Origin of the sequence: Actinoplanes sp. NPDC049548 (genome assembly GCF_040676695.1) — a bacterium.
Classification (GTDB): domain Bacteria; phylum Actinomycetota; class Actinomycetes; order Mycobacteriales; family Micromonosporaceae; genus Actinoplanes.
This window is the reverse complement of the sequence record NZ_JBFAPM010000022.1, coordinates 102,444-116,925: the sequence shown is the minus strand read 5'-3', so window position 1 is coordinate 116,925 and position 14,482 is coordinate 102,444. Positions and strand designations below refer to the sequence as shown.

The window sequence follows — 14,482 nt, the reverse complement described above, 5'->3', positions numbered from 1 at the left end:
TTCTTCTCCGCTCTCGTGCGTCCGCTGGTCGGTGTGGTGGGCGCGGGCCACCGCCACCCGGCCGGTGCGGGCCGGCGGCCCGGGTGCCGGTGTCGGCCGGGGCGGCCGGCGTTGGCCGGGCGGTCAGGGGCTGCCGGTGCGGGCCGGGCGGCCGCGGGGCGAGGCCGGGTCAGCCCGGCCGCAGCGACGGCCCGGCGCCGGGCGGCGGGCCGAATCCCGGGCCTCCGGGACCACCGCCGGGAAACGGCGGCTGCGGTCCGCCCGGGAAGGACGGCGGCGGCCCTGCCGGGTACGCGCCGGCCGGCTCGGGCACGGGCGTCCTGCCGTTGCGCGACGCCTGGCCGGCGAACTGGGTGCGGCACAGCTCGGCGTAGAGCCCGCCCCGTTCCATCAGCTCGTCGTGGGTGCCGCTCTCCTGGATGCGGCCCTTGTCGAGCACGAGGATCCGGTCGGCCTCGCGGATGGTCGACAGCCGGTGGGCGATCACGAGGGAGGTGCGGCCCGCCAGCGCCGTCTGCAGGGCCCGCTGCAGCGCCGCCTCGGATTCCGAGTCCAGGTGGGCCGTGGCCTCGTCCAGCACCACGATGGACGGCGCCTTCAGCAGCAGACGGGCCACCGCGATCCGCTGCTTCTCGCCGCCGGAGAGCCGGTAGCCGTGGTCGCCGACAACAGTGTCGAGGCCCTCCGGCAGCGTCTCGATCAGCGACCAGATCTGCGCCGCCCGGCAGGCCTCGGCCAGATCCTCGTCGGTCGCGTCCGGTCTGGCGTAGCGCAGGTTCTCCCGGATCGTCGAGTGGAACAGGTACGGGTCCTGGGTGACGATGCCGACCGTGTCGTGCAGCGACTGCAATGTCACGTCCCGCAGGTCCTGCCCGTTGATCCGCACCTCGCCCGAGTTCGGGTCGTACAGGCGCGACACCAGGTGCGTGACCGTCGTCTTGCCGGCGCCGGACGGGCCGACCAGCGCGGTCAGCTTGCCGGCGGGTGCCGTGAAGCTGACGTCGCGCAGCGTCGGGGTGTCGACGGGTCGCTCGGGCACCGGCAGCGCGGCGGGTTCCAGCGACGCCAGCGACACCTCGGAGGCGAGCGGGTAGCGGAAGGACACCTGGTCGAACGTGATCTCCGGCGCGGCGCCGGTGCCCGAGGACCGCAGCGGCTCGGCGCCGGGCTTCTCGACGATCAGCGGCCGCAGGTCGAGGACCTCGAAGAGCCGGTCGAAGCTCACCAGCGCGGTGAGCACGTCCGCCTGGGCGTTGGAGAGCATGCCGACCGGCGCGAACAGGCGGGTGAGCAGGGTGGCCAGCGCCACCAGCGTGCCGATCTGGAACGCGCCGTTGATCACCAGGCCGCCGCCGACGCCGTACACCACGGCCGTGGCCAGGGAGGTCAGCAGCGTCATGGTCAGGAACAGCAGCCGGCCGTTGAGCAGGGTCAGCACGCCGACGTCGCGGGCGCGCGCGGCCAGCCGGGAGAACGCCGTCAGCTCGCTGCCGGGCCGGCCGAACAGCTTGGCCAGCAGCGCGCCGGTGACGCTGAACCGCTCGTTCATGAGCGAGCCCAGCTCGGCGTTGGCCTGCATCATCGCGCGGGTGAGCCGCTGCAGGCGCCGGCCGATGAGCCGGCCGGGCAGCACGAACAGCGGCAGCACCAGCATCGAGATGACGGCGACCAGCCAGGACAGGTAGAACATGGTGACCAGGACGAACACCATGGTCAGCGCGGCCGAGACCACCATCATGAGCAGCGACGAGACCGCCTGCTGCGCCGCCATGACGTCGGTGTTCAGGCGGCTGACCAGCGCGCCGGTCTGCGCCCGGGTGAAGAACGCGAGCGGCTGACGCTGCACATGGTCGAAGACCCTGGTCCGCAGGGTGTAGACGAGGCCCTCGCTGACCCGCGCCGCGAACCACACCTCGCCGAGCCCCAGCACCGTGGACAGCAGCGCCAGCCCGACCACGGCGATCGAGGTGCCGGCGACGACGCCGGCGTCGCCCGCCACTATGCCGTCGTCAATCAGATATTTGAGGAGCAGGGGAACCAGAACCGCGATCGCGGCATTCAGCGTCGTCATTGCAAATAGGAGGATGACGCCGCCGCGGTACGGCTTCACATAGGGCAAGATCCGCTTAGGAGTCCCCGGCTTGATCTGTTGTCGGGTGAGCGACAGATCGGGACCTTCGCGCATCATCATCGGTGGTGGCGTGCCGGCTCTCATGACTGGGACATCCCCCGGAGTTGGTCGTCGCCGCTCAGCCGACGGCCTCGGATTTCCGCATCGACTCGATGAGGCTCTTGGGCCGCATGTCCGTCCAGTTCGCCTCCACGTAATCGATGCAGGCCTGGCGGGTGTCCTCGCCGAAGACGGTCTTCCACCCGCTCGGCACGTCGGCGAAGGACGGCCACAGCGAATGCTGTCCCTCGTCGTTGACCAGCACGAAGAACGAGCCGTTCTCGTCGTCGAAAGGATTGGGCATGATCTCTCCTCGGCAGTTTCGAACGGAGGCAGGGTCAGGCTAATAGCGACGCTGCGAGCCGACAAGAAGACCGTCCAAGAGCCCATTCCGGACGGTTGGACAGCACCTATTCATCGGCACCCGCCGAATCGTCTTCACGACATTTCCCCGGTCGGCGGCCCTCCGGCGCGTGCCGTCCGAACCGGCGAAACCTCACTGAAACCGGTGGTGGTGAAGGCTGTCCAGGAGCGCCAAGCTGGGAGGGGCACTGTCCAACCGGGCGCGTCGAGAGGGAGCGAAGGTGCGCGTACTCGTGGTGGAGGACGACAAGGAGATGGCGCAGACCGTCGCGCTGGGCCTGCGCCGCGCGCGGATGGCCGTCGACGTCGCGCTGGACGGCCGGTCCGGCCTGGACCGCGCCCTCTACAACGACTACGACGTGATCGTTCTCGACCGAGACCTTCCCGGCATGCACGGCGACCAGGTGTGCGCCGAGCTGATGGCGGCCCGCTGCCGGAGCCGGGTGCTCATGCTCACCGCGGCCGCATCCACCGAGGACCTGGTGGACGGGCTCAACCTGGGCGCCGACGACTACCTGCCCAAACCGTTCGACTTCCCGGCCCTGGTGGCACGCATCGGCGCGCTGGCCCGCCGTGCCCATCCGGCCGTGCCGCCCGTGCTGCACCACGGCGACCTGGTCGTCGACACCGCCCGCCGCGCGGTCACCCGGGGCGGCCGGTCGCTGGAGCTGGCGCCCAAGGAGTTCGGCGTACTGGAGGTCCTGCTGGCCGCCGGCGGCCGCGCGGTGTCCGCCGAGGAGCTGCTGGAGCGGGTGTGGGACGAGTCCGCCGACCCGTTCACCAACGCCGTGAAGATCGTCGTCAGCCGCCTGCGGACCAAGCTCGGCGACCCGCCGATCATCGAGACCGTGGCCAAGAGTGGCTACCGGATCTGAGGACGCCGCCATGTCCATCGTCCCCCGCGCCGCGCTCCGCCGGCTCGCCGCCCGGCTGCCCGGCCCGCTCGCGCGCGTCCGCACCCATGGGCGAACCGTGCGGCTGCGCATGACGCTGCTCTACAGCGGGCTCTTCCTGCTCTCCGGCGCCGCGCTGCTGGCCGTCACGTACGTGCTGGTGCTGCACGCGGTCACTCCGACCGGCACCGCCCCGGCGACCGGCGAGGGCACGATCCCGGTGCCGGTCGGCGTCGGCGGCCTGCCCCCCGGGGCGCCGCCGGACGGCGGCGAGGGCACGCGGACGTGGCAGCTGCTGACCGACCAGCTCTCCACCGTGATGCGGTCGCTGCTGGTCAACTCCCTGATCGCGCTCGCTCTCATGGGAGTGATCTCCATCGTGCTCGGCTGGATCGTCGCCGGGCGGATGCTGCGCCCGCTGCGCACCATGACCGGCACGGTCCGCGACATCTCGGCGACCAGCCTGCACCGGCGGCTCGCCCTCGACGGCCCCCAGGACGAGCTCAAGCAGCTCGGCGACACGTTCGACGAGCTGCTCGACCGCCTCGAGTCGGCGTTCCGCGCCCAGCGGCAGTTCGTCGCCAACGCCTCACACGAACTGCGCACGCCGTTGAGCCGGCAGCGCACCATCGGCCAGGTCGCGCTCTACGACCCCGAGGCGAGCGCCGAGTCGCTGCGCGCCGCGCACGAACGCATTCTGGTCGCCGGCGAGGAACAGGAACGGCTCATCGAGGCGCTGCTGATCCTGACTCGCGGGCAGACAGGCATCGAGGTACGCGAGCCGTTCGACCTCGCCCGGCTCACCGCCGAGGTGCTCGAGACCCGCCATGCCGAGGCCGGCCTGCGGGGCGTCACGTTCCGGTCCTCGATCGGCCCCGCCACGGCCGCCGGTCATCGCAAGCTTGCCGAGCGCCTCGTCGTCAACCTGGTCGACAACGCGCTGAAGTACAACCACCCCCATGGCTGGATCGAGGTGGCGACCTGGACCGCCGACGACCGCGGGGTGGTGCGCGTCGCCAACTCCGGCACCGTCGTGCCGCCGGACGCGGTCGAGGAGCTGTTCCAGCCGTTCCGGCGGCTCGGGACCGGCCGCACGGCCGGGCTCGAGGGGTACGGGCTGGGACTGTCCATCGTGCGGGCGATCGCCGACGCCCACGACGCCCGGCTGGACGCGCACGCCCGGCCCGACGGCGGCCTGAGCATCACTGTCGCGTTCCCGTGCCCGGCGACCCCCGCGAGCCGGCCGGGGACGGCAAAGACCGCCAAGGGGGACGTCCGGCTCTCTCCCCCGACGGGACCGGCGCGCGCCTCCCGGTGAAGCACCGGGCGGCGGAGACTCGGCAACCTGTTCGGATTCGCGCCGTTCGCGCAGCGGGTGCCAAAGCTCCGCTACCCCGCCGAATGGCGCGATCTGCCAGACAAGTGAGAAGTGGCAGGCCGCCCGCGGGGATGCCGCCCACGGCCGGGCCGGCTCGGGAAACCTCGGGCATCGCTTACCTGCATGTTCGCGCCGCCTGGAGCGGGTGGCACGCCTCCTGGGAGGGCCCCGATAACAGCGATCATGCAATTTGCAACGCGCTGCATCCGAGTGACTACGGTACGACACTGCGTGGCAGGAACCATCCGCCGGCAGGAAGGCCCCCTCATGAACCGCGGCGAGCGCCGACTGCAGGACATCTTCGACACCCGGCAGCAGGCAGACGCCTTCCAGGCGCGACAGGTCCTGCACCACCTCAACGACAGGATGCGGTCCTTCATCGGACGGCAGAGGATGATGTTCCTCGCCACGGCCGACCTCAGCGGCAGCTGCGACAACTCCTTCCGAGCCGGGCCGCCCGGCTTCGTCCGCGTACTCGACGAGGAACACCTCAGCTGGCCCGAATACCGCGGCAACGGCGTCATGGCGAGCCTCGGCAACATCACCGAGAACCCCCACGTCGCCCTGCTGTTCGTCGACTTCGACGAGGTCATCGGCCTGCACGTCAACGGCACGGCGGAGATCATCCAGGACCCCGGGGACCAGGCGGACACCCCGCCCGGACAACGCGCCCGGGTATGGATCGTCGCCAGGGTGCAGGAGGCCTACATCCACTGCGCGAAACACATCCCACGGCTGGTCGAGATCCCCCGCCAGGGCGGGCGCCGACCCCCGGCCGAGCAACCGAAGAAGAGCGACTACTTCGGCACCGCACCGGTGAGCCCGGCCGGTCCCATGCCGCCTGCCCCCGCCTGCCGGGGGCGCAGCGAATGATGCGGAGGCTCGTCGTCCCGGTGCTCCCGTTCGCGTCGCTCGGCTAGGGAGGGCCGGTCCAGAGCTGTCCGACGCCGGCTCGCGCCGCGCTGCTCCGTCCTGCCAGGTCGAGGACGTCGATCAAAGTTTGGTCCTCGTCCACGGCATGGTGCAGGTGTCCGATCCTGCCCGTGCTGCTGTCGGCGTCCGAGGCGCCGACGAGCCGCCAGATGCCGTCGGCGGCGTCGTGACTGACCAGCAATACGGGCGGTGCGTTCCCTCCAGGAGGGCCGCGTCGGAGGTCTGAGCCGCGCAGGGGCCGCCCCCGTGAGGTCGGCCTCCATCAGGCGGGCGCCGGGCACCACCGCGTTGACCAGTCGGCGCCGGCGAGGTTCGCGTGCCGGAGGTCCGTGCCCCTTGAGGTCGTTGCGGCGGTTCAGCGTGACGCCGGGCAGCCAGGCGCGGGCGCCGTGGCGTGCCTGCCTCAGGTTTTCCTCAGGACGCCCACAGGACGCGTTCCTACGGTGCGCCGGTCGTGACCCGCATCGCTGTCCCGGTACGGCCTGGACACGTCGTCGGACGGGATCACGGCTGGAGGTGAGGGGCGGGAGTGGCAACCGCCCGATCGTCGTGGTGCGTGACGGGCCGGCCTCGGCCCGATCGTTCGCAGCGTCAGACGCTGCTGCCCCGGTGCCGGATCGTCCGCCGAGCGGTGGTCGAGGGCACCTCATCCGTGGAAAGGGACCCCCACCCATGCCTCAACCCGTTTCTCGAGAGCCGCGCGCGGCGGCCACCGATTCGTCCACCAGACCGCTCGGACTGACATCCGGACGCGGTGCGCGGCTGACCGTGGCAGCGGTGATGGCTGCCGCAGTCGGTGTAACCGCCATTCCGGCCGGTGCCGTTGCGGCGGGAGCACCCGTACCCGCGTTCCCCGACAACCTGGTCGTCTTCCCGGACCGTGACTTCATCACCGTCGAGGGCTTCCAGGATCACATCGGCGAGACTGCCACCATCGAGATCACCCGGCCCGGCACCGGCGTCATCGGTTCGGCGGCCGGTGTGGTCGCTGAGGGTGATGTGGCCTTCGAGGTGAACCACCCGGGCGGCTACTGCTGGGGCGCCGGTACCGGGCTGAACGTGACCCCGGACATCCAGCCCGGCGACGTGGCGTCGATCCGGTTCGGCGGCAGCCCGGTGGCGCAGACGGTGGTGCAGGACGCGATGGTCACCGCCGACGCCGTGCAGCAGGGCACCACGGTCACCGTCACGGGGCACATCGGCGCGGGCGTGGACCGGGCCAACATAGAGCAGCGCATCGTCGAGCCGGCGCTGACCGACACCGCCGTGGCCCGCCGCGACGTGCGGGCCCTGCCCGGCCCGCTGACCGCGGCACCGCGGGGCGGCTACCAGTCGAGCGTGGATTTCTCCGGTGACACGTTCACCGCGACGTACATCTTCGACGACCCGGCGGTCGCCCGGATCGCCGCCAACGCCGGCCTCGGTGAGCGGCTGCTGTCCTGGGAGCTCACCGACCCGGACGGCAACCGGCAGGGGCTGACCATCGCCGAGTACGGCGAAGCCGGTGGTCCGGGCATGGGTGGCTGCCCCAACGGGCCGCTGCAGTCGGGTCCGCCCGGCCCGACCGATGTCACCGCGGTGAAGGTCACCGGTGGCGTCAAGCTGAGCTGGAAGCCGTCCGTCGCGATCCCCGGCACCCCGGCCATCACGGGCTACCGGGCGACGGCGGTGGCGCACACCTCGACCGGCGGTGAGCAGGTCGAGGTCGGCCGGCGGATCAGTGGTCAGACCGCCAAGGGCACCACGATCACCGGGCTGTCCGACAGCGAGTCGTACGACATCGAGGTCGTGGCTGTGAGCAGCGTGGGACAGACATTCCCGCCGGTCATGGTGCAGCCGCAGACCGACGTCACGGCGCCCACGGTCAGCGCGTCGTTGTCTGCCGGCAGCTACCCGACCGCGCGGCAGGTGACGCTGAGCGCCAACGAGCCCGGCTCGGAGATCTACTACACGACGGACGGCACCGACCCGGTCATCGCCGACGTCCTGGCCGCGAACGCGATCCACTACACCGGGCCGGTCACCATCGCGGCGACGTCGACCCTCAAGTTCGTGGCGTTCGACCTGGCCGGCAACGTCTCGGTCATCGGCGAGCGCGCGTACACGATCACGAATACTCCGACCCCGGACGCGCCCAGCTTCGGCACACCGGCCGTCGGCAACGGACAGGTGAGCCTGTCGTGGTCCGCAGCGGACCCCTCGATCACCGGCTTCGGCGTCCAGGTCATGGACCAGGCCGGCAACCCGGTCGGCGGCCTGCGGGAGACCACCGGTACGACGCTGACCATCACCGGACTGACACCGGACACCCCCTACTTCTTCACGGTGCAAGCCAAGAACATCAACGGGTACGGCCAGCCGTCCGACCGCCTCGGTCCCCTCACGCCGCAGGGCGCGGTGGTGGCCAACGCCGGCGCCGACCGTACCGGTGCAGCGCGCAACAGCACGGTGACGCTGTCCGGCGCCGGCTCCACGGCGAACGCCACCTACGCCTGGACCCAGCTGGCCACCGGCACCACCAACCCGATCGCCCTCAACGATCCGGACCGGGTCAACCTCACCGGCGCCACCACGCTGAGCCCGCGCTTCACCATGCCGCTCTACCGGTACCCCATGACCAACAACGGGCTGACGTTCCGGCTCACGGTCACCACGGCAGCCGGGTCGAAGAGCGACGACGTCCTGGTCACGCCGGCGGTCGACCGGGTGAGCATCGGTACGGCCAAATGGAAGGCCGGCGACTTCCGCGTCACCGGCACCGGCTCGTTCGTCGGGGCAACCGTGTTGTTCCACGCCGGATCGCTGTCCGGACCGGTGCTGGGCAGCATCGGCGTGACGCCGGCAGCTCCGCCGCTCATCGGTGGCGAGTACGACCTGCGGTTGCGCAACGCGGCGGCACCGGCGACCCGCCCGACCGTCATCTACATCGAATCCGACCAGGGCGGGGTCGCCGGACCCTTCACCGTCTCCTGACCGCACCAGCAGCGCCGGGGGGACTCGCCGACACGGCGGGTCTCCCCGGCCGATGACGAGCTGTCCGGGCTGTCAGCCGCGGGTGGGCACCACCGGTGCGAGGGGCTCGTGAGTACGGCCGCAGCCGGATGCCGGCGTCCAGGCCGGTACCCGGCGCCTGTTCCAAGCTGATCTGCCCGCCACTCGCGCGGATGAGGCGCTCGACGATGGCCAGCCCGAGCCCGGAGCCGTCGTCGGCCGAGCCGGGGGCGCGCCAGAACCGGTCGAAGGCGCGGCGCCGGTCCGCGGGGCTCATGCCCGGCCCCTGGTCGATGACGTGCACCGCCGCCATGCCGTCGCCGTCGAGGCGCCGGTCGATGGTCAGGGTGCTGCCGGGCGGAGCGACGCGCAGGGCGTTGGCGAGCAGGTTGTCCAGAACCTGTTCCAGCGCGCCGTCGACGGCCTGCACCGGGCCGACGGCTGTCCCGCGGACGTCGATGGTGACATCCTGCTCGGCGGCGAACGGCGCCCAGCTCGCGGCACGGTCCTCGATGACAGCGTCGGCGTCGACGGGTACGCGGTCGGCCGCGGTGTTGTCGAGGCGAGCGAGGGCCAGCAGGCCTTGCACCATGCGGGCGAGCCGGTCGGTCTCGGCGACGGCCTCGGCGAGGCTGTCGTGCGCTGCCGGGTCGAGGTCCGGTTCGAGGTTCTCCAGGCGCAGCCGCAAGGCGGTCAGCGGGGTCTTGAGCTGGTGCGAGGCGTCGGCGGCGAAGCTGCGCTGGGCGGTGATGAGCTGCTGCAGCCGTTCGGCGGTGGTGGTGAAGGTGGCGGCCAGCCGGCGCAGCTCCGGCGGGCCCTGGTCGAGCGCGGGCGGGTGGGTCAGCGTGCCGCCGGCCAGGCGGGCCGTCGCACGCTCCAGCTCTCGCACGGGACGCGTCATCCACCGGGCCAGGGCCGCACCGACGCCCCCGGCGACGGCCAGCACGGCGAGCCCGGCGCCGGCGAGCACGAGCCACATCTGCAGGGTCTGCGCGCCCACGCTCGAGGCGGGATAGGTCAGCTGCAACGCCCCGCGGATGGTCTCGCCGGAGGCGGCGGGCACGGTCACCGACAGCCGGTCGCCGTCGGTGGTGAGACCCGAGCGGCGCTCGTTGCGCAGGGCGGCGGTGATGTCGGCCTGCTCCCGGGGCGCGGTGCCGGCCACCAGCCGCCCGCCGGAGTCCACGACCACCGCCTGCCCGCCGGTCTCCCGGGCGTACTGGGCGAGCAGGGGCGCGACCTCGCGGCTGTCACCCTCCTCGATGGCCTCCTCGGAGCGTTCGGCCAGGACGACGGCGTCGCGTTCCATCGCCGCGAGGAACCGGTCGGTGGCACCGCGGGAGTACAGCAGCCCGAGCGGGATCTCCAACGCCAACAGGACGAGCAGGACGAGAGAGACGTAGCTGGCCAGAAGGCGGCGGGTCACCCGCACACCAGCCGGAACCCGACCCGGCGGATCGTCTCGATCACTCCCGGGTCGCCGAGCTTGCGCCGCACCGCGGCGACGTGCACGTCCAGGGTCTTGGTGGGACCGAAGTAGTGCGGGTCCCAGACCTGGTCGAGGATCTGCTGCCGCGAGTAGACCGCACCGGGATCCTCGGCGAGCAGGGCCAGCAGGTCGAACTCCTTCGGCGCCAGCGCCACCTGCCGGCCGTGCACCTGCACCTGGCGGGTGCGCCGGTCCACGGTGAGCGACCCGAGCTCCTGCACCGCCGCGCCCGCCGGAGCCGGCGCGGCGGCGGCCGGTACGGGCTGAGCATGCGCGCGGCGCAGCACGGCCCGGATCCGGGCCACCAGCTCGCGCAGGCTGAACGGCTTGGCGAGATAGTCGTCCGCGCCGAGCTCCAGGCCGACGACCCGGTCCGACTCCCCCGCGCGGGCAGTCAGCATGATCACGGGTACGGGCCCGGCAGCCCGCAGCTCCCGGCACACGTCGATGCCGTCCATGTCCGGCAGGCCGAGGTCCAGCAGCACGAGGTCCGCCGGCGCGGCCGCCAGAGCGTCGGCGCCGGTGCCGACACGCTCCACGGCGAAGCCGTACCGGCTCAGACCCTCGGTCAGGGGGCCGGCGATGCGGCTGTCGTCCTCGACCAGCAGGACCCGAGTGGATGTCCCGTTACGCCCGGCCTGTCCGGCATTCAGCATCGTCGTGCTCATCTCTTTCCGTCGTCGAGGAGCGGGTGGCCGCACCTCCCTGGTACGGGCACGGCCACGGATCGGATCAGCTCCGGGCCGCTCAGTCGCCGTCCTCCGTACCGTCTTCCTTCTTGGTCTTGACGACGTTGAACTTCTTGTCGAGGTACACCTCGATCTCGCCGCCGGCGTCCTGCTCGATCTCCACCGCGTAGAGACCGGGGTTCTCGACGTCGTGCTCGCTCTTCTTCACCGTGCCGGGGAACTCGGCGAGGGCGGCCTTCTCCGCCTTCTCCTTGGTCTCGCCGGTCAAGGGCTCTTCCTTCTCCTCACCGGCGTCTTCCGCGGGCCGGGTGGCGGCGGCCTCCTGCTGGTTGCCCGCGGGCTGGGTGGCCGGGGCGGTGGGGTCGGTGGAGCACGCCGCCAGACCGCCGAGAACGAGCAGGCCGGCGGGGATGATGAGCTTGAGCTTCACGAGGGGCTCTCCTTGGTCACGGACACGTCGGTCGTCCGCCGGGGCCGGACCGGCGACCGAAGGTTCCGGGCCGCCCGGCGAACACCCCGAACGCTATTTCGACGCCCACCAAGGCTCGGTCAGCCGACGGTTAGCGAGCGGCCAAGTTTCGGACAAGAAGCACCCGGTTGCTCGATACCACGCTGAGGTCAGGCCTCGCCGAGCCGGTGGGCGAACCGGGTCAGCGGCCGCTGGCCCCACGTGAGCACATTCTTGCCCCCGACGGCTTCGAACTCGATGTCCCGGACGTCCACGGTCATTGGTCCCCCCCACCATCGGCGCGGCGCAGTCGAACAGGAGCGGGCCACACGCTGACCGCCGGTGTTGCAGGAGCATTGCATCGCTATCGGCGGAGCTGGACCGGAATGGCACGTGCCATCCATTCCCGCCGCATCCACCCGGCAGAGCAAATGGCAAAATTCGTGACTTCTGAGACCGGGCCGGAGGCCCTCTCCGACCGGCGATGCGCCGAGCGACCAGCTGGAATGCTCGGTTCGTCCTTGGTGATCACTATTGCGAAACTTGGCGGATTTACATCGCCTCCTTCAGGACGAACCAGACCTAGTGCGCGGCATAACAATTTCTTGAAAGCTTTCTCGAAAACTTCTACCGATAGCGACGGCGGCAAATCTTCTTGAAGTTTGTTGCCGGAATATTGACGCACCGGCAACAGCGAAGTAACAATCTCGCGAGAGCGCTCTCACCCATGTGCCGCACGGTCCCCCGCCCGGCCGTACGTCTTGTTCACCCACGTACGGCAACCCGTCCGACAGGCAGGAACATGACATCCCCCACCCTCACGTCCCGAGCACCGCAGAAACGCCGACGCCGCGGACGGATCGTGCTGAGCGGCGTCCTGGCCGCAGCTCTCGGCATCACCGTCGCCTCGGTCGCCACCAACGCCAGCGCCGCGGACACCCCGGTGTCGCAGGGCAAGACGGCCACCGCCTCGTCCCTCGAGAGCGCCGCCTTCCCCGCGTCCGCGGCGGTGGACGGTAACACCGGCACCCGGTGGTCCAGCACGTTCGCCGACCCGCAGTGGCTGCAGGTCGACCTGGGCAGCACCCAGTCGATCAACCAGGTCGTGCTGAACTGGGAGGCGGCGTACGCCTCGGCCTTCACCATCCAGACCTCGCCGAACGGCACCACCTGGACGAACATCACCCCCGTCACGACCGGCAAGGTCGGCGTCCAGACGCTGAACGTCACGGGCAGCGGCCGGTACGTGCGGATGAGCGGCACCACGCGGGCCACGCCGTACGGTTACTCGCTCTGGGAATTCCAGGTCTTCGCCGCCGGCACCGACCCGAGCCCCAGCACACCGGCCCTTCCGACCTCCGACACCCCTGACCTGGGCCCGAACGTGCGGGTCTTCGACCCGTCGACGCCGGCGTCGACCATCCAGACGGCGGTGGACCAGGCGTTCAACGCGCAGCTGCGCAGCCCGACCGCCCAGTTCGGGACCCAGCGCCACGTGTTCCTCTTCAAGCCCGGCACCTACGGGCGGATCTGGGCCAACGTCGGCTTCTACACCACGGTCGCCGGTCTCGGGCTCAACCCCGACGACGTGACCATCAACGGCGCGGTCAACGTCGACTCCGGATGGAACTTCGGCGACGAGAAGAACGCGACCCAGAACTTCTGGCGCAGCATGGAGAACCTGTCCATCGTGCCCGAGGGCGGCACCAACCGGTGGGCCGTCTCCCAGGCCGCCCCGATGCGCCGGGTGCACATCCGCGGCAACCTGACCCTGGCGCCGTCGAACCAGGACAACGGGCAGGGCTACTCCAGCGGCGGCTACCTGGCCGACGCCGTGGTCGACGGCACCGTCTCCTCCGGGTCGCAGCAGCAGTGGTACACCCGCGACAGCCGCATCGGACGCTGGGAAGGCGGCGTCTGGAACATGGTCTTCTCCGGCGTCCAGGGCGCCCCGGCCAACGCGTTCCCGAACCCGCCCCACACCACCCTGGCGACCACCCCCGTCACCCGGGAGAAGCCCTACCTGTACGTCGACAGCGCCGGCCGCTACCGCGTCTTCGTGCCCGCCCTGCGGCGGAACTCGGCGGGCGCCAACTGGCCGAACACCGCCGGCACGTCGATCCCCATGCGCGAGTTCTACGTCGCCAAGCCCGGTGACAGCGCCGCGCGCATCAACTCCGCCCTCGCCCAGGGCCTGAACCTGTTCTTCACCCCGGGCACGTACTCCCTCAACGAGACGATCAAGGTCACGCGGGCCAACACCGTGGTGACCGGCATCGGCTTCCCCACCCTGATCCCGAACAACGGCGTCGAGGCCCTCAACATCGCCGACGTCGACGGCGTCAAGGTCAGCGGTCTCACCTTCGATGCCGGCACGACGAACAGCCCGACGTTGATGAGCGTCGGACGGTCCGGCGTCCACACCGACCACGCCGCGAACCCCATCAGCCTGCAGGACGTCTTCTTCCGCGTCGGCAGCAGCGTCCAGGGCAAGGCCACCACCACCCTCGCCGTGCACAGCGACGACACGCTCATCGACCACATCTGGGCCTGGCGGGCCGACCACGGCGGCGCAGCCACCGGCTGGACCGTCAACACCGGCGACACCGGCCTCCTCGTGAACGGCGACGACGTGCTCGCCACCGGCCTCTTCGTCGAGCACTACCAGAAGTACGAGGTGAACTGGAACGGCAACCGCGGACGGACCATCTTCTTCCAGAACGAGATGCCGTACGACGTACCGAACCAGGCGGCCTGGATCGGGCCCCGAGGCAACGGCTACGCCGCCTACAAGGTCGCCGACGCCGTCACCGACCACGAGCTCTGGGGCGGCGGCTCGTACGCCTTCTTCAACGCCAACCCCAGCGTCCGATCGGACCGAGCGTTCGAGGTGCCCGACCGGGCCGGCGTCCGGCTCCACAGCGTCCTCACCGTCTCCCTCGGCGACGTCGGCACCATCGCCAACGTCGTCAACAACACCGGAGGCTCGGTTCCCAACCCCGCGGGCAACACCACCCCCCGCAACGTCGTGGCCTATCCCTGACCCCGACACTCACTGTCTGACCTGAACACGGCGGCCACCGGTGCAACGCGCACCGGTGGCCGCCGCCATTCATGACGTCACAGAA

11 protein-coding genes are annotated in these 14,482 nt (G+C 71.0%); 5 read left to right on the top strand and 6 right to left on the bottom strand.

Annotated elements, in window-relative coordinates:
* Positions 1 to 169 precede the first annotated feature (169 nt).
* Together AB0J80_RS32310 and AB0J80_RS32305 are read right to left on the bottom strand one after the other, a co-directional pair.
* On the bottom strand, positions 170 to 2,185 hold the full coding sequence (locus AB0J80_RS32310; protein ID WP_364712642.1) for an ABC transporter ATP-binding protein: 2,016 nt from the start codon (positions 2,183 to 2,185) through the stop codon (positions 170 to 172).
* 64 nt (positions 2,186 to 2,249) lie between these two features.
* Positions 2,250 to 2,474 carry an MbtH family protein gene (locus AB0J80_RS32305; RefSeq protein ID WP_364712632.1) on the bottom strand — a complete coding sequence of 75 codons (225 nt, stop codon included), beginning with the start codon at positions 2,472 to 2,474 and terminating at the stop codon, positions 2,250 to 2,252.
* Between the two features lie 280 nt (positions 2,475 to 2,754).
* Between AB0J80_RS32305 and AB0J80_RS32300 the strand changes: the two genes are divergently transcribed.
* The 3 genes from AB0J80_RS32300 (at position 2,755) to AB0J80_RS32290 (ending at position 5,677) form a co-directional block, all read left to right on the top strand.
* On the top strand, positions 2,755 to 3,408 hold the full coding sequence (locus AB0J80_RS32300) for a response regulator transcription factor (protein ID WP_364712630.1): 654 nt from the start codon (positions 2,755 to 2,757) through the stop codon (positions 3,406 to 3,408).
* Between the two features lie 10 nt (positions 3,409 to 3,418).
* Positions 3,419 to 4,744 (top strand): HAMP domain-containing sensor histidine kinase, encoded by a 1,326-nt coding sequence (locus AB0J80_RS32295; RefSeq protein ID WP_364712627.1) that lies wholly within the window; start codon positions 3,419 to 3,421, stop codon positions 4,742 to 4,744.
* 291 nt (positions 4,745 to 5,035) lie between these two features.
* Complete coding sequence (locus tag AB0J80_RS32290) at positions 5,036 to 5,677, top strand: pyridoxamine 5'-phosphate oxidase family protein (RefSeq protein ID WP_364712625.1); 642 nt, start codon at positions 5,036 to 5,038, stop codon at positions 5,675 to 5,677.
* Positions 5,678 to 5,720: 43 nt separating this feature from the next.
* On the opposite strand, the gene AB0J80_RS32285 is transcribed toward AB0J80_RS32290, so the two are convergent.
* A complete protein-coding gene (locus tag AB0J80_RS32285; RefSeq protein ID WP_364712622.1) occupies positions 5,721 to 5,918 on the bottom strand; it encodes a hypothetical protein in 198 nt (65 codons plus the stop codon).
* 599 nt (positions 5,919 to 6,517) lie between these two features.
* On the opposite strand from AB0J80_RS32285, the gene AB0J80_RS32280 reads away from it, so the two are divergent.
* Positions 6,518 to 8,710 (top strand): fibronectin type III domain-containing protein, encoded by a 2,193-nt coding sequence (locus AB0J80_RS32280; RefSeq protein ID WP_364712619.1) that lies wholly within the window; start codon positions 6,518 to 6,520, stop codon positions 8,708 to 8,710.
* Here AB0J80_RS32280 and AB0J80_RS32275 read toward each other — a convergent pair.
* From AB0J80_RS32275 to AB0J80_RS32265, 3 genes are all read right to left on the bottom strand, one after another.
* The gene (locus AB0J80_RS32275; RefSeq protein ID WP_364712616.1) at positions 8,697 to 10,154 is read right to left on the bottom strand and encodes a HAMP domain-containing sensor histidine kinase; all 1,458 of its coding nucleotides are present in this window, start codon (positions 10,152 to 10,154) and stop codon (positions 8,697 to 8,699) included. The two genes, AB0J80_RS32280 and AB0J80_RS32275, sit on opposite strands and share 14 nt — an antisense overlap.
* Positions 10,151 to 10,873: a response regulator transcription factor gene (locus AB0J80_RS32270; RefSeq protein WP_364712639.1), complete on the bottom strand. Its 723-nt coding sequence runs from the start codon at positions 10,871 to 10,873 to the stop codon at positions 10,151 to 10,153. Before AB0J80_RS32270 ends, AB0J80_RS32275 begins: the two co-directional genes overlap by 4 nt.
* 91 nt (positions 10,874 to 10,964) lie before the next feature.
* Positions 10,965 to 11,336 (bottom strand): hypothetical protein, encoded by a 372-nt coding sequence (locus AB0J80_RS32265; protein ID WP_364712613.1) that lies wholly within the window; start codon positions 11,334 to 11,336, stop codon positions 10,965 to 10,967.
* An 820-nt stretch (positions 11,337 to 12,156) separates the two neighbouring features.
* Here AB0J80_RS32265 and AB0J80_RS32260 point away from each other — a divergent pair.
* Positions 12,157 to 14,397, top strand: coding sequence for a discoidin domain-containing protein (locus tag AB0J80_RS32260; protein WP_364712610.1), 2,241 nt, complete (start codon positions 12,157 to 12,159; stop codon positions 14,395 to 14,397).
* Positions 14,398 to 14,482: the final 85 nt, after the last annotated feature.